19 protein-coding genes are annotated in these 19293 nt (G+C 67.4%); 13 read left to right on the top strand and 6 right to left on the bottom strand.

What is annotated here, in order from left to right; all coding sequences use genetic code 11:
- The first annotated feature begins 2 nt into the window (after nucleotides 1-2).
- The 7 genes from cobJ to C442_RS13620 all read left to right on the top strand — a co-directional run bounded on the left by cobJ (nucleotide 3) and on the right by C442_RS13620 (nucleotide 5689).
- Nucleotides 3-1016, top strand: a complete 1014-nt coding sequence (gene cobJ / locus C442_RS13650; protein ID WP_008311356.1) for a precorrin-3B C(17)-methyltransferase — start codon at nucleotides 3-5, stop codon at nucleotides 1014-1016.
- A complete protein-coding gene (locus C442_RS13645) occupies nucleotides 1016-1312 on the top strand; it encodes a ferredoxin (RefSeq protein ID WP_008311354.1) in 297 nt (98 codons plus the stop codon). Before cobJ ends, C442_RS13645 begins: the two co-directional genes overlap by 1 nt.
- Entirely contained in the window at nucleotides 1309-1968 is a 660-nt protein-coding gene (locus C442_RS13640; RefSeq protein WP_008311352.1) for a hypothetical protein, read from the top strand. Before C442_RS13645 ends, C442_RS13640 begins: the two co-directional genes overlap by 4 nt.
- A complete protein-coding gene (locus C442_RS13635) occupies nucleotides 1965-3188 on the top strand; it encodes a CbiX/SirB N-terminal domain-containing protein (protein WP_008311350.1) in 1224 nt (407 codons plus the stop codon). The genes C442_RS13640 and C442_RS13635 overlap by 4 nt, the downstream gene beginning before the upstream one ends.
- Nucleotides 3189-3217: 29 nt before the next feature.
- Nucleotides 3218-3589, top strand: a complete 372-nt coding sequence (locus C442_RS13630) for a DUF3209 family protein (RefSeq protein WP_008311349.1) — start codon at nucleotides 3218-3220, stop codon at nucleotides 3587-3589.
- Entirely contained in the window at nucleotides 3582-4853 is a 1272-nt protein-coding gene (locus tag C442_RS13625) for an outer membrane protein assembly factor BamB family protein (RefSeq protein WP_008311347.1), read from the top strand. Before C442_RS13630 ends, C442_RS13625 begins: the two co-directional genes overlap by 8 nt.
- A gap of 149 nt (nucleotides 4854-5002) precedes the next feature.
- A complete protein-coding gene (locus C442_RS13620; protein WP_008311345.1) occupies nucleotides 5003-5689 on the top strand; it encodes an Rnase Y domain-containing protein in 687 nt (228 codons plus the stop codon).
- A 12-nt stretch (nucleotides 5690-5701) separates the two neighbouring features.
- Here C442_RS13620 and C442_RS13615 read toward each other — a convergent pair whose 3' ends face one another.
- The 3 genes from C442_RS13615 to C442_RS13605 all read right to left on the bottom strand — a co-directional run bounded on the left by C442_RS13615 (nucleotide 5702) and on the right by C442_RS13605 (nucleotide 8858).
- Nucleotides 5702-6415, bottom strand: a complete 714-nt coding sequence (locus tag C442_RS13615) for a CbtA family protein (protein WP_008311343.1) — start codon at nucleotides 6413-6415, stop codon at nucleotides 5702-5704.
- On the bottom strand, nucleotides 6415-6621 hold the full coding sequence (locus C442_RS13610; RefSeq protein WP_008311341.1) for a CbtB domain-containing protein: 207 nt from the start codon (nucleotides 6619-6621) through the stop codon (nucleotides 6415-6417). Before C442_RS13610 ends, C442_RS13615 begins: the two co-directional genes overlap by 1 nt.
- Before the next feature lie 68 nt (nucleotides 6622-6689).
- Nucleotides 6690-8858, bottom strand: a complete 2169-nt coding sequence (locus tag C442_RS13605) for a VWA domain-containing protein (protein ID WP_008311340.1) — start codon at nucleotides 8856-8858, stop codon at nucleotides 6690-6692.
- A gap of 35 nt (nucleotides 8859-8893) precedes the next feature.
- Here C442_RS13605 and C442_RS13600 point away from each other — a divergent pair, with 35 nt between their 5' ends.
- Genes C442_RS13600 through C442_RS13590 form a run of 3 tightly spaced genes read left to right on the top strand, consistent with a single transcriptional unit; the run spans nucleotide 8894 to nucleotide 14307 of the window.
- A complete protein-coding gene (locus tag C442_RS13600; protein WP_008311337.1) occupies nucleotides 8894-12832 on the top strand; it encodes a cobaltochelatase subunit CobN in 3939 nt (1312 codons plus the stop codon).
- A complete protein-coding gene (locus tag C442_RS13595; protein WP_008311335.1) occupies nucleotides 12822-13553 on the top strand; it encodes a precorrin-8X methylmutase in 732 nt (243 codons plus the stop codon). Before C442_RS13600 ends, C442_RS13595 begins: the two co-directional genes overlap by 11 nt.
- Nucleotides 13546-14307, top strand: a complete 762-nt coding sequence (locus tag C442_RS13590; protein WP_008311334.1) for a cobalt-precorrin-7 (C(5))-methyltransferase — start codon at nucleotides 13546-13548, stop codon at nucleotides 14305-14307. The genes C442_RS13595 and C442_RS13590 overlap by 8 nt, the downstream gene beginning before the upstream one ends.
- Nucleotides 14308-14322: 15 nt before the next feature.
- On the opposite strand, the gene C442_RS13585 is transcribed toward C442_RS13590, so the two are convergent.
- Both C442_RS13585 and C442_RS13580 read right to left on the bottom strand, forming a co-directional pair.
- Nucleotides 14323-14790, bottom strand: a complete 468-nt coding sequence (locus tag C442_RS13585; protein ID WP_008311333.1) for a DUF2062 domain-containing protein — start codon at nucleotides 14788-14790, stop codon at nucleotides 14323-14325.
- Nucleotides 14791-14867: 77 nt separating this feature from the next.
- Nucleotides 14868-15641, bottom strand: a complete 774-nt coding sequence (locus tag C442_RS13580; RefSeq protein ID WP_008311332.1) for a CbiX/SirB N-terminal domain-containing protein — start codon at nucleotides 15639-15641, stop codon at nucleotides 14868-14870.
- Between the two features lie 173 nt (nucleotides 15642-15814).
- Between C442_RS13580 and C442_RS13575 the strand changes: the two genes are divergently transcribed.
- On the top strand, nucleotides 15815-16303 hold the full coding sequence (locus tag C442_RS13575; protein ID WP_008311331.1) for a cation:proton antiporter regulatory subunit: 489 nt from the start codon (nucleotides 15815-15817) through the stop codon (nucleotides 16301-16303).
- A 38-nt stretch (nucleotides 16304-16341) separates the two neighbouring features.
- Nucleotides 16342-17553: a cation:proton antiporter gene (locus tag C442_RS13570; RefSeq protein ID WP_008311330.1), complete on the top strand. Its 1212-nt coding sequence runs from the start codon at nucleotides 16342-16344 to the stop codon at nucleotides 17551-17553.
- A gap of 22 nt (nucleotides 17554-17575) precedes the next feature.
- On the opposite strand, the gene C442_RS13565 is transcribed toward C442_RS13570, so the two are convergent.
- Complete coding sequence (locus C442_RS13565) at nucleotides 17576-18616, bottom strand: zinc-binding dehydrogenase (protein ID WP_008311329.1); 1041 nt, start codon at nucleotides 18614-18616, stop codon at nucleotides 17576-17578.
- A gap of 474 nt (nucleotides 18617-19090) precedes the next feature.
- On the opposite strand from C442_RS13565, the gene C442_RS13560 reads away from it, so the two are divergent.
- Complete coding sequence (locus C442_RS13560) at nucleotides 19091-19285, top strand: XapX domain-containing protein (RefSeq protein ID WP_004518274.1); 195 nt, start codon at nucleotides 19091-19093, stop codon at nucleotides 19283-19285.
- Nucleotides 19286-19293 lie beyond the last annotated feature (8 nt).

Below are 19293 nucleotides of genomic sequence, written 5' to 3'. Positions count from 1 at the left end.
CAATGAGCACTGACAACACCACCGACGCGAGTACCGAGACAGAATCGAAATGTGGCGCGAGAGCGAGTTCGTCCACAGAAACGACGCCGGACACGGGCGACGACACCGCCTCGAAGTGCGGGGCCTCGTCGTCATCCGACTCCTCGTCTTCCTCCAGCAGTAGCTCCTGCGGGGCGTCCTCATCGTCTGATTCTTCGGATGACGAGGAGGAGGTCGGCGCGACCGTTGACGATTTCGACGCCGAGCCGGGTCAGCTCATCGCCGTCGGCCTCGGCCCTGGCCAGCCCGAGGGGATGACCGCCCGCGCGCGCTCCGCGCTGCTGGACGCCGAGCACATCGTCGGCTACACTACCTACGTCGAACTGCTGCCCGACGAGATCACCGACGGAGCCGACGACATCTACAACACGCCGATGTGCGGTGAAGTGTCCCGAACCGAGGAGGCAATCGACCGCGCGCTGGCGGGCAACGACGTGGCCATCATCGGCAGCGGCGACCCGAACGTGTACGCGCTGGCGGGCCTCGCGCTGGAGATTATCGAATCCAAGGGCGCGACGGCAACGATGCTCGATTTCGACGTGGTTCCGGGCGTCCCGGCGGCTCAGTCCTGTGCGGCTCGGGTCGGCGCGCCGCTGGTCAACGACACCGTCTCCATCTCGCTGTCGGACCACCTCACCGACATGCCGACCATCGAGTCGCGGCTCCACGCGGCCGCCAAGGAGGGATTCACGATCACCATCTACAACCCGTGGAGCCGGAAACGGCGGGACAACTACGAGAAGTGCTGTGAAATCCTGCTGGAACACCGCGACCCCGAGACGCCCGTCGGCGTCGTCCATGCCGCCGGCCGCGAGGACGAACAGGTCGAGATCGTCGAACTCGGCGAGTTGCCCGAACTCGGCGAGACGGACCTCGTCGACATGACCACTACCCTGCTCGTGGGCAACGAGGACACCTACGTCTGGGACGACCGGATGGTGACCCCGCGGGGCTACGAGACCAAGTACGACTACTAATGTACCGAATCACCATCGACCGCGACGCCTGCGACGGCGTGTTCGCCTGTCTCGTCCGCGACGGGCGCTTCGCCGAGGACGGCGAGGGACTGGCGACGCTCGACACCGCGGGGCCGACCGAACTGGAGGTCGACGACGCCCACGCCGTCGCGGCGACGTTCGACGACGACCAGCGAGACGACGCCGAGCAGGCCGCCGCGGCCTGTCCGCTGGACGCGATTCACGTCGAAACCGTCGAGGAGGACGCCACCGCAGACGCTGCGCCAGCGGGTGACACCGAGGAGGTCCAGCCATGAGCGTCGAGACCGGCGCGCCGAACGATATGCTCGCGGCCCACCCCGAAACGGCGTACTTCTGGGGACGGGTCGCCGGCGACGGCGAGTGCGAGGACGGCTGCGTTACCGTCCGGACAAACGACGAAACGGCCGCTCGACGGTTCGCGTCCATCGCTGGCGCGGAGCGGGCCGACCGCCGGATCGTCGAACGCGCGTACGCCCACGACACCTCTATCACCCGCCAGGAGGAGGAATTCACAGTGCAGGTCGTCGGCGGGCTCGCGGACCGCGCTAGCGCCGCGCTTGGCTTGCCTTTCGACGGGGACTCGGGCGGCTACCGCTTCGACGCGCTGGCCGACTACGACCGCCAGCTCCTCCGGGGACTGCTCGAAAGCTGTGGCACCGTCTGTTTCAAGTCCGACGACGACGCGGTCGGCATCTCGTTCGTTCACGAAGACGAACGGCTCCTCCGGACGATTCAGACGCTTCTCGACCGCTGCCCGGTCGACGCGCCGTACGACGACCTCTCGGAAACCTCGTCGGGCTACTGGTTCGGCGTGGACGACGACGCGGCACCTGTCCTCGGCGACTGGCTGTACGAGGGCAGCGAGGAGACGGGGCTGTTCGCGCCAAGCCGGCGGCGCAAGCTCCGGAAAAGCATCGAACGAGTCCGATGAGCGAAGCGATTACCGCACCCGACACGCTGGACGACGAAGCAGTGTTGCTCGTCGGCCACGGGTCCCGGCGCGAGAAGTCGAACGAGCAGGTCCGCGACCTCGCGGTCGAACTGGAAGGGCGGCTCGGCATCCCGGTCGACGCGGCCTTCCTCGAACTCGCGGAGCCGGCCATCGACGAGGCCATCGCGGGGCTGGCCAGAGCCGTCTCGCAGGTATCGGTGGTCCACCTCTCCCTGTTCGCCGCCAGCCACGTCAAAAACGACGTGCCGCTGGCCGTCGAGCAGGCCCGAGAGGCCCACCCCGAACTGACAATCAACAACGGCGCACATCTGGGCGTCCACCCGGCGCTGCTGGACCTGCTGGACGACCGCGCGGCGGCCGTCGAGGCCGAACTCGGTGTCGACCGCGAGGAGGACGAAGTGGCCGCCGTCGTCTGCGCCCGCGGCTCCAGCGACCCGGACGCCAACGCCGACGTGCACAAGCTCGCCCGGCTGCTGTACGAGGGCCGCGAGTTCTCGCGGGTCGAAGCGTCGTTCATCGGCGTCACCGAGCCGCTGCTTGACGAGACGCTGCACGACATCGCCAAGACCCGGCCCGACGCTGTCGTCGTCATTCCGTATATGCTCGGCGATGGCGTGCTGACCGGCCGCATCAAGGACGGCGCACGCGAGTTCGACGAGGAGTACCCCTACGTCGACGCCGCGCCGGGCGAGCCGCTCGGGACTGACACGCGCCTGCTGGACGTGCTGGGCGACCGCTGGCAGGAGGCCCGCACGGGAAGCGTCGAGATGTCCTGTGACACCTGCAAGTACAAGGTCGAACTCGACGGCTACGAGGAGGACCAGGGCGGCGCTCGCGCGATGCTCCGAGCGCTGACCCACCAGGCCGAACACGCCGACCGCGAGAACGTCGACGACGACCCGCACGTCCACGACGCCCCCGAGAAACACGTCGCCGTCTGCACGAACCAGACCTGCGCGCAGGACGGCGCACCCGCGGTCCTCGAACGACTGCGCCAGGCCGCCCGCGACAGCGACCAGTGCGACGCCCGCATCACGCGGTCGTCGTGTCTCGGCCGCTGCGGCGAGGGGCCGATGGTCGCCGTCTACCCGGACGGCGTCTGGTACGGCGGCGTCGAGGACGAGGACGCCGCCGATATCGTCTCCTCCCATCTGGACCGCGACCGCATCGTGAGCGAACTCGTCGACCAGACGCTTTGAGAGTACACCCTTACAACACTACGATACCCATGAGCTGCTACGAAATCGAGGCCCTCCGACTGGGCCTCATGAACGTTCTCGGTACCGAAGACGACCACGCCCGCCAGCACGCCGAACAGGAGCTGGAGGGCCACATGACCGGCCCCATCGAGGCCCTCGCTGGCGCGGAGACGCTGGCCGCGATAGAGCGGCATCTCGATGCCGCGCTTGTGGACCTCGAAGAAGACATCGCCGCGACCCCCGAAGACGACCCCGAGTACGACTACCTCCGGGGCCGACTCGTGGCGGTCCGCGACGCCGAGCGGGCGGTGTCGCGCATCACCATGCAGGGCGAGGACGTCCTCGACGGGCTGGGTGAGGCCCACGACGTCCTCCACGAGGCGTTCCCGGTCGATGAGTAGCCAGGGCACTCCGACCGCCGACCTCGGAGACGTAGCACCGGCCCGCTCGCGCCATCAGGGCCGCCGTTCGGCGGTCACGCTGACCGACGGGCTCGCGGTCGTCGGGACCGCCGACGGGGACCTGCAGGCGTTCGACGTGTCGACAGGTTCCGGCCCTCCACGTCGGCGCTGGCAGTACGAAACAGACGGGGAGCCCAGCGTCGTCGCGGCGGTACCGTTCGACGGCGGTGTCGTCGTCGGTGAACGCAGCGCCCGTGGCGAAATTCGGTGTCATGACACCGACGGGACGCTGCGCTGGCGGTACGAAACCAGGACGGACCTCGGCGCGGCTCAGCAGGAGACGCGCTTCCTGCTCCCCTTTGTCGCGTCCCTCGCCACTGACGGTGACCGGCTGTACGCCGCCGCAAGACGGTACGAGCGACGGACTGACGATGACGGGAACGACCTCCGCCACTTCGAGAGCGTCGTCCACGCCTTTTCGCCCGACGGCACCGTCGACTGGACGTACCGGACCGACGGTTCGCCGATATCCCTCGACGCCGACGATGGCCGCGTCGCAGTCGCGTACAACCGCTGTCCCGGCGACCACCAGCACGGCCTCGTCGTCCTCGATGCCGCCGACGGTGACCCGCGCTGGATGTGGGACCCCGGCACCGACGGCCAGCGGCGTGTCGGTGACGTTGCCCTGCTGGACGACGGCGCTGTCGTCTCCAGCCACGGCGACTACTGTGGCTACCGGCTCGACAGCGGCGGCCGGGAGCGCTGGCGTGTCCCGCTGGCGACGCCGACCGACGTGGACGGCGACATCGTCTACGCGTACCCGAACCACGTTCACGCGACAGAGGTGGGCGCGGTGTTTGTGACCGGCAACACCTACCCCGAGGAGGGCCGCGAGACAGAGGCACGGCATCCGACCGAGCACACTGTCGTTGGCGTCTCGCCCGATGGCGACCGTCGCTGGGACGCGCCCGTCGGCGGCTTCGCTAGCGGGCTCGGCACCGACGGTTCGTTACTCGCGGTCCCCGGCGCGCAGAACTTCCGGGACCGCGACGCCGACGACCACGCACTGCGGCTGTTCGATGTCGCAGACGGCCCCATCGACATATTGGACACCGACGGCGTCGTGACGGCGGCCGCAGTCTCCGATGGGACCGCTGTCGCCGTCGAGGAGCCGGTCGTCTACCACGACGAGGGCCGCGAGCGCGGGGCGTACCGGTTGCACCGAGTCGAGATGGGAACCGACACCGGCCGACCGCGTCGTTGACGCGCCGAGGTAGCGATTTGGGCCGGTAACGGTCCGGGCGAACGATTTCTGATTCAGATGTCCTGTTCCCGGTTTGGCTCCGGTTACTGTGTTATGGGGTGTCAAACTAACCGTTCGCTAGTCGTAGCGCCTCGGTATGGGAGCCGAGTATGGCCAATGACACAGACGCGGATCACGAGGAGGGACCGTCGGACGCGGACTCCGAGGCCGACGACGACAGCACTGCTGTCGATGACCGCCCAACCGAGCGCGAGCGGGAGTTCGCGCAGATGCAGCGCCGGCTCAACGAGCGGGAGATGGGCCTCGACCAGCGGAGCGCGGAACTCGACCGGCGCGAGGAGAAAGTCGACGCCCGCGAGGAGGAACTCGACCAGCGAGCGACGGAACTGGACGAGCGGGAGTATCGGCTCGACGAACGCGAGGCTGCTCTCGACGACCGGGAGACTGCGCTCGACGAGCGCGAGGCCGAACTGACCGAGTACAACGCGCAGTTATCCGAGCGCGCCGCGGAACTCGACGAGCACGAGGAGACACTGAACACCTACCTCTCGGGGCAGATGGCGGAAGTCAAGGAGGCCGTCGGGGAGACCATGTACGACGCCCTAGACCAGTACGAGGCGGACCGGTCGGGCGGTCGGTTCGGCCCGACCGGCACGATGCTCGTCGGGCTGACCGGTGTCGCGCTCGTCGTTGCCGGGATCGGGTTCGGCGCGCTGGTCTCGGCCGGTACGGCGTCGTTCGGCGTCGGCGGGACGACGACGAACCTCGCTATCGCCGCCGTCGTCGCTATCGTCGGCCTGGCGCTGAATCTCGGAACGGTTGCCGGAAAAATCTGAGCCGCGTCGTCGTTAGTCCGCGGTCGCGGGATAGTCCAGGTCGTCCGCGACTGGGGTATCACTGTCCCCGAGCCAGGCGTGAACCCCTGCGATTGTGGCCCACAGCAGCAACTGGCCGAACACGACCGTCCAGCGGTAGGCCGCGACGAGCGCGGCGGGCACGTCGCCGTGGACCGGGTTCGCGGGTGCGAGCGCGACTGGAACCGCGAGCAGCGCGAGCGGCAGCGCCGTCGCCCCGAGTCGAACTGCCGCGTGGCGTCCCTCGGCCCGTCGATACGTGAGTCCGGCGAGCACCGCGACCAGCGCGCCAAGCGTCATCAGGCCGGCGTACCAGGCGAGGCGCGTCTCCGTTCCGAGCGCCTGCTCGACGCCCGGCGGCTGCGGCGGCAGGACGAGCCACGGCGCGCCGGAGACGGTGAGGAAGCCGGCTCCGGCGAGCGCCAGTCGCTTCGTCGCGCCCGAGCCGGGAATCGCGGGTTCGAGGAAGAAATACGCCATCCCGAACACTGCGACGCCGAAGAGGATACCCCAGAGGACGCCGCCGCCGATGCTCGCGACGGCCGTCGTGAGTCCGGAGACGACGGGGCCGCCGCCGTGGCCGTGCCCGTGTTCGAACGTCTCCAGACCGGCGGTGAACGCGTTGCCGACAGTCGCGACGAACAGGCCGTAGACCAGCCCGCCTGCCACGCCGGCCACTGCGCCGCGTTCGAGGTAGTCAGTCGCCATCAGTGGCAGGTGATCCCGGCGCTGTGTCGGAAGTTGTGCAGCGAGTCGTGCAGCATCGGGTCCTGCACGAACAGCAGCGTGAAGCCGAGCGCCGCCACCAGCGCGACGGCGATGGCTATCTGCGGGCCGGTCAGCGACGCTCTGGCGCGTTCGATACGGTCGTACACGCTGTCCGTAGCGCGTGTGGTGTCAGTGTCGTCCTGCATTGAAATCTCATTTGTCTTAAGAACAAGTAAGATTGTAAAACTTCCGCCTGAGACAGCTCCGACGGGGGTTATCGTTCGCTGGCGACGGCGTCGACGCGCTCGGCGGTCAGCGCGTCCAGCGGGACGACTGCTGCGTCTGTTTCGTCTGCAACGAGGTCGAGCAGACCGGCGCGACTCCCCTCGCCCGCATCCACGACGACGGTCCGGTCAGCCGCTTCGCCGAGCGTCCGCGCCGCGCTTCTGGTCGCCGCGACCGGGCTCCCGTCGGCGGCGTTCGCGCGGCCGTCGGTCACGACGACGACGACGCCGGCGTCCGGGTCCGCCCGGTCGAGCACTTCCCGAGCGGCCGTCAGCCCGTCCGGTAGCGGCGTCCGGTCGCCGGTCGGGAGGTCCTTCAGGTGCCGGGCGGCCAGCGAAACACTGTCGGTCGGCGGGAGCACCACGTCCGCGCCCTCGCCGGCGAAGGTGACGAACGCGACCTGGTCGCGGGCCTGGTAGGCGTCCTTCAGGAGCTCCAGCACGGTACCTTTCGCGGCTTTCATCGCCGGACGCATCGACGCGCTCGCGTCGACGGCGAACACGACCAGCGTTTCCGCGTCGCCTGCGCGAACGGACTTGCGGAGGTCCCGCGATTCGACGCGGCCGCTCCCGCGGCTGGCCGCCGCCCGGACCGAGGCCGCGGCGTCGACCTCGTCGTCGCGGCCGGCGCGCTCGGTGCGGACCGTCGCACCGCGCCTGGTGTCTGTGGCACTCGCCCGCCCGCTTGTGCTCCCGCCGTCCGTGTCGACCGTCGGGGCGTCCACGTCGGGCGCGCCGCTGTCACCGACTTCCGCGCGGGACTGGCCCGGCAGCAGCGGGGTAGCACTTTCGGGGTCGTCGGACTGCCTGGGTTCACCCTCGTCGCCATCGTCTTCAGTCGCTCCTCCGCCGTCGTCGGCCTCTGTCTCCTGCCGTTCGCCGTCGCTGTCGGCGGAGGCAGGCGTCGGCTGCTCGCCGTGCTCACCCGACTCGTCGTCGCCGTCCTCGCCGGATTCTCCGCTGTCGTCTGGGCGCTGCTCCTGCTGTTCTCTTTCGCCGTCCTCACCGCCGTCAGAATCGGCTCCGTCGTCCGCCGACTCGCCACCTGCCTCGTCCCCGTCGTCGCCGTCTGCGCCGCTTTTCTCACTACCGCTCTCACCATCTTCGGCGGACTCCTCCTCAGACTCGCCGTCTTCGTCCTCGAAGTGGTCGTCGAGCACGTCGTCCACGTCCGGCGCGTCCTCGAAGGGCCGGGAGGTGAGCCGGTGGGGTAGCGCGAACTCGGCGGCGCGCTCGATGTCCGATTCGAGGACTGTCGTCCGCCCGTCGAGCGCGGCGAAGGTCCGGGCCGTCCGCGCCGTGGCGATGTCCCCTCGGTGGCCGTCGAGGCCGGCGTCCCGACAGAGCTCGGCGATCTGCTCGCGGAATTCGCGGGCGAGGTCGACCTCTGGAAGCAGTTCGCGGGCCGTTCGGAGGCGCTCGCCCGGGTCGCGCTCGTCGGACTCGGGGTCGGTCCGTGTCTCTCCGTCCCCATCCCCGAGCGCCTGATCGATGATAGCGACGCGGTCGTCAAGGTCCTCGCAGGCCGACACCTCGGTCTGGAGGGCGAATCGGTCCCGTAGTTGAGGACGCAGATCGCCCTCCTCGGGATTCATCGTTCCGACGAGCGTGAACTCGGCGGGATGGGTGACCGTCACGCCGTCGCGCTCGACCCGGTTCTGACCGCTCGCGGCGGCGTCGAGCAGCACGTCGACGAGATGGTCGTCCAGCAGGTTCACCTCGTCGACGTAGAGGATGCCGCGGTTCGCGCGGGCGAGCAGGCCGGGGTCGAACTCGTGGTCGCCGTCGAGCGCGTCGGCTACCGACAGCGTCCCGACGACGCGGTCCCGCGTGGCTCCGAGGGGGAGCGTGACGAGCGGTACCGACCGGGTTTCGACCGGTGGGTCCGAGCGCGTCCGGCAGTCCTCACACTGAGCCTCCGGTCTGTCTGGCGGACAGCCGTAGGGGCAGTCAGCGACCGCGCGCTGCTCGGGCAGCAGGTCGGCGAGCGCGCGCACCGCCGTCGACTTCGCCGTGCCCTTCTCACCACGAACAAGGAGGCCGTCCAGGTCGTCGTCCGCCGCGACGGCAAGCAGTCCGTCCTTGAGGTCTCGCTGGCCCACCACGGCCGCGAACGAGGCCCCCTGCGAAGCTTTTTTGCCGTCGCCGAATACAACCATACTTGTATTAGTGCAAACGGAGATTTAATAACGTTATGCCACAGCTAGGACTCTACACCGCGACAGAGAACGAACTCGGGGCCGTCCAGCGGGCCGCGGGCGAGGTGGACGCCGACCTCGTCGTCCGCTCGGAGAGCGACCTCGACGACGAGCCAGCGGTCGAGGCGTTCGTCGACGAACTGACAGACGCCGACGCCGTAATCCTGTGGCTCCACGGAGCCGAGGACAGTATGCCCGGCTACGACCTCGCCGTCGAGCGCCTGCGCGAGGCCGGCATCCCGCTCGTGGTGAAAGCGACGGGCGACGCCTTCGCCTTCGAGGACACGTCGGTTCCCGACGAGCACCGCGACACCGTCTACGACTACCTTGAGAAGGGCGGGGCGAGCAACGTCGCCAACTGCCTGCGCTACCTCGTGGCGCAGTTCGGCGACGCCGACCCCTCGTACGACGATCCGGTGACCCTGCCCACGGAGGGTGTCTACCACCCCGACCACCCGGGCGCGAGCATCGACGACCTGCGGGCGACGTTCGACCCGGCGAAACCGACCGTCGCCGTGTGGTTCTACGAGTCCCACTGGACCCACGAGAACACGCGCTACGTCGACGCGCAGGTCCAGGCCATCGAGGCCCAGGGCGCGAACGCGCTCCCCATCTTCTGCGAGCCGGCGACCGACGCCGAGCGCCAGTGGAACGCCGAGCAGGTCACCGAGGAGTGGCTCCTCGATGCTGACGGCAACCCGCTCGTGGACGCCGTCTGCTCGTCGTTCATGTTCTCGCTGTCGATGGACGAACGCGGCCGCAGCGCCGACGATGAGGGCCAGAGCGCCGAGGACGTGTTCCTCGACAAACTCGGCGTCCCGGTCATCCAGACCGTGACGACGATGCGCTCCCGGTCCCGGTACGACAGTAGCGACACCGGTGTGATGGGCTTCGAACTCGCCCTTTCCGTGGCGCTACCGGAGTTCGACGGCAACGTCATCACCCACCCTATCTCGGGCAAGGAGCGGACCGACGACGACGCTGGCATCGGGAGCGCGCCGAAACAGCACTTCCCAATCGACGACCGTATCGACCACGTCGCACGGCTGGCCGTCAACTGGGCCGAACTGCGCCACACCCCGAACGACGAGAAGCAGGTCGCCGTCGTCCTGCACAACTACCCGCCCAGCGACGACGGCATCGGGACGGCGTTCGGGCTGGACTCGCCCGAGAGCACGGTGAATCTCTTGGAGGAACTGGACGCTCGTGGGTACGATTTAGGGGATACGATGCCCGACAGCGGCCAGTCGCTGGTCGAACGCCTCACCGCACAGCTTACCCTCGACGACCGCTGGGTCGCGCCCGAGGACGTGCGCGAGATGAGCGTCGACACCGTCTCGCCGACCCAGTACGGCGAGTGGTTCGAGACGCTCGACGAAGACTTCCGCGAGAACGTCATCGAGGAGTGGGGCGACCCGCCCGAGCGCCCGTTCGCGATTCCCGGCGTGGAGTTCGGCAACGTGCTCGTGACGGTCCAGCCCCCGCGCGGGTTCGGCATGGACCCCTCGAAGGTGTATCACGACTCCGACCTCCAGCCGCCCCACGACTACGTCGCCTTCTACCGCTGGCTCCGCAACAGTTACGAGACGGACGCCGTCGTCCACCTCGGTACTCACGGCAGTCTGGAGTGGCTCCCCGGCAAAACGGTCGGGCTGGACGGCGAGAGCGCGCCGGACCAGCTCATCGACGACATCCCGAACGTCTACCCCTACATCGTCAACAACCCCGGCGAGGGAACACAGGCGAAGCGCCGGTCCTACGCCGCTATCGTCGACTACCTGACGCCGGTAATGGCCAACGCCGGGACCTACGACGACCTGGCCGACCTGGAGGAGCTGGCCGACCGCTACCGCGAGGCCGGCATGGAGGACGCCCGGACCGACGACGGCGAGCACCTGGCAGAACAGATCCGCCAGACTGTGGACGAACTCGACCTCGCCGTCGAACTCGGGATTGCCGGTGAAATCGACGAGAAAGCCGACGTGCGCGGTCCGGGCGAAGCTGGGTCGACACTGGCCGAAGGTGATGTGGACGGTGATGAGTTAGATATTGACGCCCTCGTCGAGCGCGTCCACGAGTACCTCACGGACGTGAAGACGACCCAGATCCGGAAGGGTCTGCACACGATGGGTGAGCCGCCCGGGGACGACCGACTCGTCGACTATCTAGTCGCCCTGACTCGGCTTGAAAATCCCGGCGCGCCGTCGTTGCGAGAGAGCGTCGCGGGCGTGCTCGGCGTCGACTACGACAAACTACGGAACGCCCCTGGAGAGTACGACGAGGCGCTGGGGATGACCTACGCCGAGGCCGCTGACCACGTCCACGAGACCAGCAAGGACCTCGTCCGGACGCTGGCCGAGCACGACTTCGACGTGCCAGAGAGCGAACTCGAAGACAACACCTCGGAGGTGAATATGAACCTTCTCGTGGTCGACATCGAACCGCTCGGGGATGCCCGCGTGCGGTCTGGCGCACACGAGGACCTCCGCGAGGCGCTGGCCTACATCTGCGAGGAAGCGGCCCCGCGGGTGGCCGGCGCGGCCGACGAGATTCCGCGAACTGCGGACGCGCTGGCGGGCGAGTACGTGCCACCGGGCGGCTCCGGCGCGCCGACCCGCGGCGGTGTCGACCTGCTCCCGACGGCCCGGAACTTCTACACGCTGGACCCGCGGAAAGTCCCGGCCAAGACGGCCTGGGACGTGGGCAGCGAGGTCGCCGACGGCGTGCTGGACCGCCACGAAACCGACGAGGGCGAGTACCCCGAGGAAATCGGTGTCGTCGTCTGGGGCACGCCGACGGTACGAACCCGCGGCGAGACCATCGCGCAGGTGCTCGCGCTGATGGGCGTCGAACCGGTCTGGTCCGACGCCGGCCGCGTGGAAGACGTGGAACCGATTCCCCTGGACGAACTCGGCCGTCCGCGCATCGACGTGACGACGCGGGTCTCCGGCCTGTTCCGGGACGCCTTCCCGGCGGCCGCGGGGGTCGTCCACGACGCCGTCGACGCCGTCGTCGACTTGGACGAACCCCACGAGATGAACTACGTGAAGAAACACGTCGAGGAGGAGACCGACGACCTCGTCGCCGATGGCATGGACGAGGGCGACGCCGAGAGCGCGGCGAAACACCGTGTGTTCACGACCCGTCCGGGCGGTTACGGGGCCGGGACGAACAAGGCCGTCGACGAGGGCAACTGGGACGACCGCTCGGACCTCGCCGACGTGTACGTCCAGTGGGGCGGCTACGCGATGGGCTCGCGGGGCCGGGTCAGTGACGCCCACGACGCCTTCGAGCGCCGCCTGTCCTCGGTCGACGCGACGGTCAAAATCGAGGACACCGCCGAGCAGGACGAGTTCGACTCCTCAGACTGGTACGCCTTCCACGGCGGCTTCATCTCCGCAGTCACGGAAATCGCCGGCGAGGAGCCCAATTCCTACGTGGGCGATTCCTCGGACCCGGACAACGTCGACGTCTACACCAACGAGGAGAAGGTCCGGAAGGCGATGCGCGCCCGCGTCCTCAACCCCTCGTGGCTCGACTCCATGGAGGAACACGGCTACAAAGGAGCCGGGGACCTCTCGACGACGGTCGATGTGGTTCTCGGCTGGGACGCGACGACTGATGTCGTCAGCGACACGCTGTGGGAGGACGTCGCCGAGCGCTACGCCTTCGATGCGGACCGCCAGGACTGGCTCCGGGACGTGAACCCCTGGGCGCTGGACTCGATTACCGACACGCTGCTGGAAGCCATCGACCGCGGGCTCTGGGACGCCGACGACGAGACCCGCGACCGTCTGCGGGATCTGAATCTGGAGGTGGATGGCGACCTGGAGAGCCGAGCGACGGGCGGTCCGGAGCGAGGCTCTCCGGACGAGCGAGCGGGGAGCAGTGCGACCCGCGAGCAGGACGAGGAGGTGACCTCAGATGACGACTAACACAGACGACGCGACAGACGACGAGACGAACAGCGACGACGACTTCGAGGAGTACGCCGACCTCGGCGCGACCACCTCGAACGCGATGGACATCGCGGAGACGTCGATGGACCGCGTGCGCGAACTCGTGCCGGACGAGACGCTGGCCGACCGGATTCGCCAGAAGTCCGTCCACGCGACCGGCGACCCCGAGTTCCAGTATCTGATGCGGTTCACTGGTGCGGACGACGACGAACCGGTCAGCGCGGGAGCGCGGGCCGTCCTCGACGAACAGCCCATCGTCACCGACATCACGATGGTCAAGGCCGGTATCACCGGCCGCGGGCACGACTGCCCGGTCAAGAAGGCCATCGGCAACGGCGCGGAGCTGGCCGCCGAAACCGGAATGACCCGGACGGCCGCGTCGGTGCTCGAACTCGACAAGCAGGGCGTCTACGACGGGGCGATTGCCGTCGTCGGGAACGCGCCGACCGCCGCGCTCGCGCTGGCGGACTGCATCGAGGACGGCACGCGCCCGGCGGTCGTCGTCGCCACGCCGGTCGGCTTCGTCAAGGCCGCCGAGAGCCGGGAACGGCTCCGGAAGGTCGCCGCCGAGCACGGCGTTCCGACCATTACGAACGTCGGCCGCCGCGGCGGGAGCGGGCTGGCCGCCGGGCTGACGAACGAACTGGTGCATGTGGCATCGGACGTGCGCGAAGGGACGGTCTCACTCGATGACTGACGACAACTACGACCTCGATAGCGGACCGGACCCGGCGGCCATCGCGGCGAGCGCGCCCGAGGACCCCGACGCCGACCGGCCGGTCCACGCCGTCGGCATCGGCCCGGGGAACCTCGATTTCCTGACGCCGCGTGGCGAGCAGGCGATTCGCGAGGCCGACGTGGTCGTCGGCTTCGAGACGGTGGTCGACTTCGTCGCCGACCGGACCGACGCGGACCTGCTGACCTGCGGCTACCGGGACGAACTCGACACGCTGGAGACCTTCGCCGAACGCGTGGCCGACGGCGAGCGCGGGACTGCGGTGGCGATGGGTGATCCGAACCACTCGGGCTACCAGTTCGTCGGGAAGGTCCAGCGGGCCGTCGACCGGCCGGTTCGTATCGTGCCGGGCATCTCCTCGCTCCAGATCGCTGCCAGTCGCGCCCGGACGCCGATGGAGGACACGACGTTTGTCACGCTGCACAAGAGCGGCGACCTCTCCGCCGACCTCGACCGGCTTCGGAGCGACGTGGGCGACCGACACCTGCTCGTGTTGCCGCGCCCGTTCGACCTGATGCCCGAAGACATCGCGGCCGAACTGCTGGACGCTGGCGGCGACCCCGAGCTGCCGGCGCTGGTCTACGAGCGACTAACCCACGACGACGAGGACAGGACCGCGACGACGCTCGGCGACCTTGCCAAAGATGCTGGCGGTGACGGCAGGGACGACACGCGGTTCTCGGACCTGTCGGTGTTCGTCGTGCGGCGAGACTGAGCTGTTTTACTGCGGTCAGCTAACTGCGGCGGGCTCTTGCTGCCGCCGCCTGTATTCGTTTATCAGACGGAACGCCAGCACGTACCCGATAGCAGCGAACACGACGGCCAGGATGATGTTCCCCGTCCACAGTCGGACCAGCACGTCGCCGCCCATCGACATCGACACACCGTCGAATGACAGCCCGGGTATCGGCCCCAGAATCCGGTTGCCGAGCCAGAAGCTCGACGCGTACACGCCCCACTTGACTGGCGGATTGAGTATCAGCACCGAGGCAAACAGCGCGACCTTGCTGAGCTGTCTGAACAGGTACGCGAGGACGAGAAAGGCGATGAACCCAGTGCCAAGCGTCGGTAGCGCGGTGAGAAACACGCCGACGCTGAAGCTCATCGCGACCTCCTGCGGAGAGTGGTCTTCTATCAGCGCGGCCACTAGCTTCTCTTTGACCTGGTCTCGCGTCTGCGCTACTCGTCGGCGAACCATCTACGTGCCAGAATGTACCGTGGGTACAAATCGCTTCCTCTCGTCGACGGGAGCTCGGCACTGCCGCCGCGACAGCCCTAATCGCCCTCGCCGTCGGTCGCCATCGGCCGGTTTGTCGCGGCCAGCGTCGCCTCGAACGTCCGTGGTGTGCGCGTGTCGGCCATCGTCCGTGCCGTCTCGACGGCGGTTGCGACGGCTTCGGTGACGAGCGGGTGGTCGTCCAGCGTGTCAGTGTAGGCGAGCCCGCCCCGGTTGAGGTCGAGTTTAGCGGGGATCTGCGCCTCGGTCGCGTCGCTCGGCGCGAGAAAGAGCGGCACGGCGACGGCGTGGTCGTGGGTGAGGTTGTACCTGACACATTCGACGGCGGGGTTTTGCAGCAGATAGCACGGTTCGACCTCGCCGAAGGCCGAGCGCTCGCGCAGGCGCTCGGCGTGGTACTCCGTCACCTGCCGCTGATACGGCTTGCCGCTGGAGCCGAAGGCGACGAGTGCGACGGAGGAGTCGGCAGCTTCCGGTACCGCAGTAGCGGCGCGGTCCCGGAGCGCTTCGGTCAGCAGCGGGCTTCGCCCAACCGGTTCACAGTAATGCGTCTCGGCGTCAACCTCGTCGAGTGCCGCCGGAACGTCCGTGACTGTCGTGTGGTCGTGAGCGACGGTCATCGGAAGCGCGAACACGCGGTCCGCATCGATGGCTACCAGTTCGTCGCGTAACTCCCGACGGGGTTCGTGGTCGTAGGTCAGGACCGTCACGTCGGTGGCTACCCCGCGCTCGCGCAGACGGCGAGCGTGTGTCTCGTAGGGCGTAGCGCGTGACGTGTCCCGACCGATGAGCAGGAGTGTGTCGTGTGGCATTGGTAGCTCCCAACGCTAAAACAACCTAACTTGTTTTAGCGAAAGTTGGCTTGCCTGAACGTTGGCAGGAACCCACTAATACCTTTGGGTCCCCCTTCGCTCGGCTACCGGCGACCGTCCGTTCAGGACACCGGGCACCGTGTCTTATACACGCTCGACCGCAATCTCGGGCCATGGACGTGACCGAGAGCGACCTGCCTGGTGTGGGGAAGAAACACGAGGTGGACATCGGCGGTGGCCAGCAACTGGTCGTCGTGACCCACAACACGGGCACCCGTGAACTGTTCCTGAGAGAGAACGAGAACGCTGACTCGGAGAAACTGTTCGAACTCTCCGACCGGATGGCGCGGATGGTCGGCACGATACTCGAAGGCGCGTACTTTCAGCCGGTCGAATCCGACCACGTCGAGACGATGCTGTCGGAGGGGACACTGCTTGAGTGGTACGCAGTCGAAGAAGACTCGCCGCTAGTCGGGGAGACTCCGGAGAGCGTCGACATCGGCCAGCGGACCGGTGTCACTGTTGTCGCGATACAGCGCGACGACGACGTCATTGCCGGCTCCACGTCCACCGCCGAGATCGAGGCCGGCGACACGATCGTCGTCATCGGCGAACGCGACAACTGTGAGCGATTCGAGAAGCTCCTGGCTGGAGAGCTGTAGACAGATGCCGACAACCGGCTCGTTGGGGGTCCATCGCCATGGCTGACCTGCTCGGTATCGGTGTGTTGTTCGCCGCCGTCGCGGCCGCCACGCTCGTCGCCGTGCGGCTGAACAAGTCGGTGATCCCGTTGTACATTATCATCGGGATGGTGCTGTCGCCGTCGGTCGCGGGCCAGCTCTCCGTCGCCGGCTACGGCCTCCCAGTCGTCGAGTCCTCCGAGTTTATCGAACTCGGCGCGGAGCTGGGTATCGTCTTCCTGCTGTTTTTCCTCGGGCTTGAGTTCAATCTCGACCGGCTGCTGGATCGGTGGGAGCGCATCACCAGAGCGGGGACCATCGACCTCGGCATCAACTTCGGTGTCGGTCTCCTGCTCGGGTTCGCGCTGTTCCGGGACCCGCTCGCGGCCTTCCTGATCGCCGGCATCGTCTACATCTCCTCGTCGGCCATCATCACGAAGTCGCTCATCGACCTCGGCTGGATCGCCAACGACGAGGCGGACCCGTTGCTCGGGACGCTCGTGTTCGAGGACCTGGTCATCGCGGTGTATCTCACGATAGCCGCCGCGCTCGTCGCTGGCGGGTCCGACGTAGGGGCCGCCGCGACCTCCGTCGGCATCGCGCTTTCGTTCATCGTCGCGCTCCTGCTCCTGGCCCGCTACGGGACGCCGTGGTTCGAGCGGGCCTTAGAGACGAACTCGAACGAGTTCACAGTGATACGAGCCGTCGGCATCACGGTCCTCATTTCCGGCATCGCCCTCGCTATCGGCGTCAGCGAAGCCGTCGCCGCGTTCTTCGTCGGGATGGCCTTCGCCTCGACCACTCACACGCACAAACTAGAGAACCTGCTGGAGCCCGTCCGCGACACGTTTGCAGCGGTGTTTTTCTTCTGGATCGGCGTGGAGACCGACCCCCGGCTGTTCGCCGGCGTCGCGGGGCTGGTCGTCGCCGCTGTCGTCGTCACGACGCCGACGAAAATCCTGTCGGGCTATCTGGGCGGCCGCGCGTACGACCTCGATCCCCGTCGGTCGATGCGCGTCGGCCTCGGCATGGTCACTCGCGGCGAGTTCTCTCTGATCATCGCCGCCGTCGCACTGACCGGCGCAGGCACGTCGCTGTCGTCCGAGCTAGCCAACGCCGTCTACTCCTTTACCGTCGCCTACGTGCTCGTGATGAGTATTCTCGGGACGATGCTGATGCAGTACTCTGCTCCCTTCGAGGACTTTGCAACGGCCCGCTTCGGGGCGGAGTAACGACAAAAATGTGGGGGCGGTCCTACAGTTCGCTGTCGGGAACGACCACGACTTTCCCGAAGCCTTCGCGGTCCTCGATTATCTCGTGTGCCCGGGCGATCTCGCTCATCGGCAGGGTCTCGCGGACTCGCGGCTCCAGCTCCCCTTCCCAGACCAGGTCAAGCACTTCGTCGGCCTGCCCCGGGGTGGCCATCGTCGAGCCGATGACCTGCAACTGGTTCCAGAAGATGCGGTTGATGTCCGTCTCCGGGTTGCCGCCGGTAGTCGCGCCGCAGGTGACGACCCGGCCGCCTTTGACGAGGCTTTTGAGCGAGTCCTGCCATGTCTGTGCGCCGATGTGGTCGACGACCATGTCGACGCCGCGGCCGTCGGTCAGGTCCCGAATCTCGCTCGCGAAGTCCGCCTCCTCGTAGTTGATGGTGTGGTCCGCGCCCAGTTCTTCGGCGTAGTCGAGCTTTTCCTGGCTGCTGGCGGTGGCGAACACCTCGGCGCCGGCGTGGTCGGCTATCTGGACGGCCGCGTGGCCCACGCCGCCGGAGGCACCGAGAACGAGAACGGACTCGCCGGCCTTCAGGTCACCGCGGTCACGGAGCATCCGCCAGGCGGTCTGGAACACCAGCGGCGATGCGGCGGCCGTCTCCCAGTCGACGCCCTCCGGGACTGGCGTGAGATTCTCCGCTGGCACGGCGGCGTACTCGCTGTGGACACCCCGGACGTGCTCGCCGATGATGTGGAAATCAGGCGCGAGCGTCGGGTCGCCCTTCCGCGTGAACTCGTCGCCACCACCGCTCTTGCCGGCGAGGACGGCGACGCGGTCGCCCGGTTCGAACCGCGTGACGCCGTCGCCGACCTCGTCGACGACGCCTGCGGCGTCACTGCCCGGGATGTGTGGCATCTCCAGGTCGATGCCGGGGAGCCCGCGCCGGGTCCAGATGTCGAGGTGGTTCAGCGCGGCCGCCTTCACGTCGATGACGACCTCGTCGCGGCCCGGTTCGGGGTCGGGAAACTCGCCATACTCGAGCACATCACGATCGCCGTGACTGTCGAACTGAACGGCTTGCATCGTCATCACTTCCCGTGGCTCGCTTATAAACGCCAGCCTCCCGGAGGCTATTCTGGTTGTCGTCGCCAGTGTTCGGCCTACCAGCGCCGCTCAATCTGTGTCTATTGCTTATTCTATTCTGCCTATGCACTATATGGTTACATAATACACCTCTTCTTCCTATCTAGCCGACTTCTATTATTATCTATCGTATATGCAGCCATATCAGCCTGAGATACTGTGGATATCTGGAGATAAAAATACAAAAGACGCTAATTCAGATATCCGAGCGTCCTTCTCGGCCTTGCAACACTGTCCGGGATTGGTGTGTGCTACTATTCACCACTGCTGGCTCGATGAGGAGCATACTTACCGCTCGAACCCGTTCTCTACGCCACCAATGACACACACATCAAACACACCCACTGGTCGCTCTCGGGCCGTTCCGACACGCGACTGCGTGGGTCCTCGCTGCGTGACAGTGGTGACTGACCGATGAATCTCTCACTCGTTATCGTCGCGACGATGACTGGCGTCGCAACCGGCGTCGTGTTCGGACTGCTTGACGTTCCGATTCCGGCCCCACCGAACCTCGCTGGTGTCATGGGTATCCTCGGAATCCTCGTCGGCTATCGCCTCATCGAGTACTTCGACGTCGGCGTCAGCCTGCTGTCGTTGCTGAAGGTCTGACGACGATA

This window comes from Haloarcula amylolytica JCM 13557 (assembly GCF_000336615.1).
In the GTDB taxonomy this organism is placed as follows: domain Archaea; phylum Halobacteriota; class Halobacteria; order Halobacteriales; family Haloarculaceae; genus Haloarcula; species Haloarcula amylolytica.
This window is presented reverse-complemented; position numbering and strand designations above follow the sequence as displayed.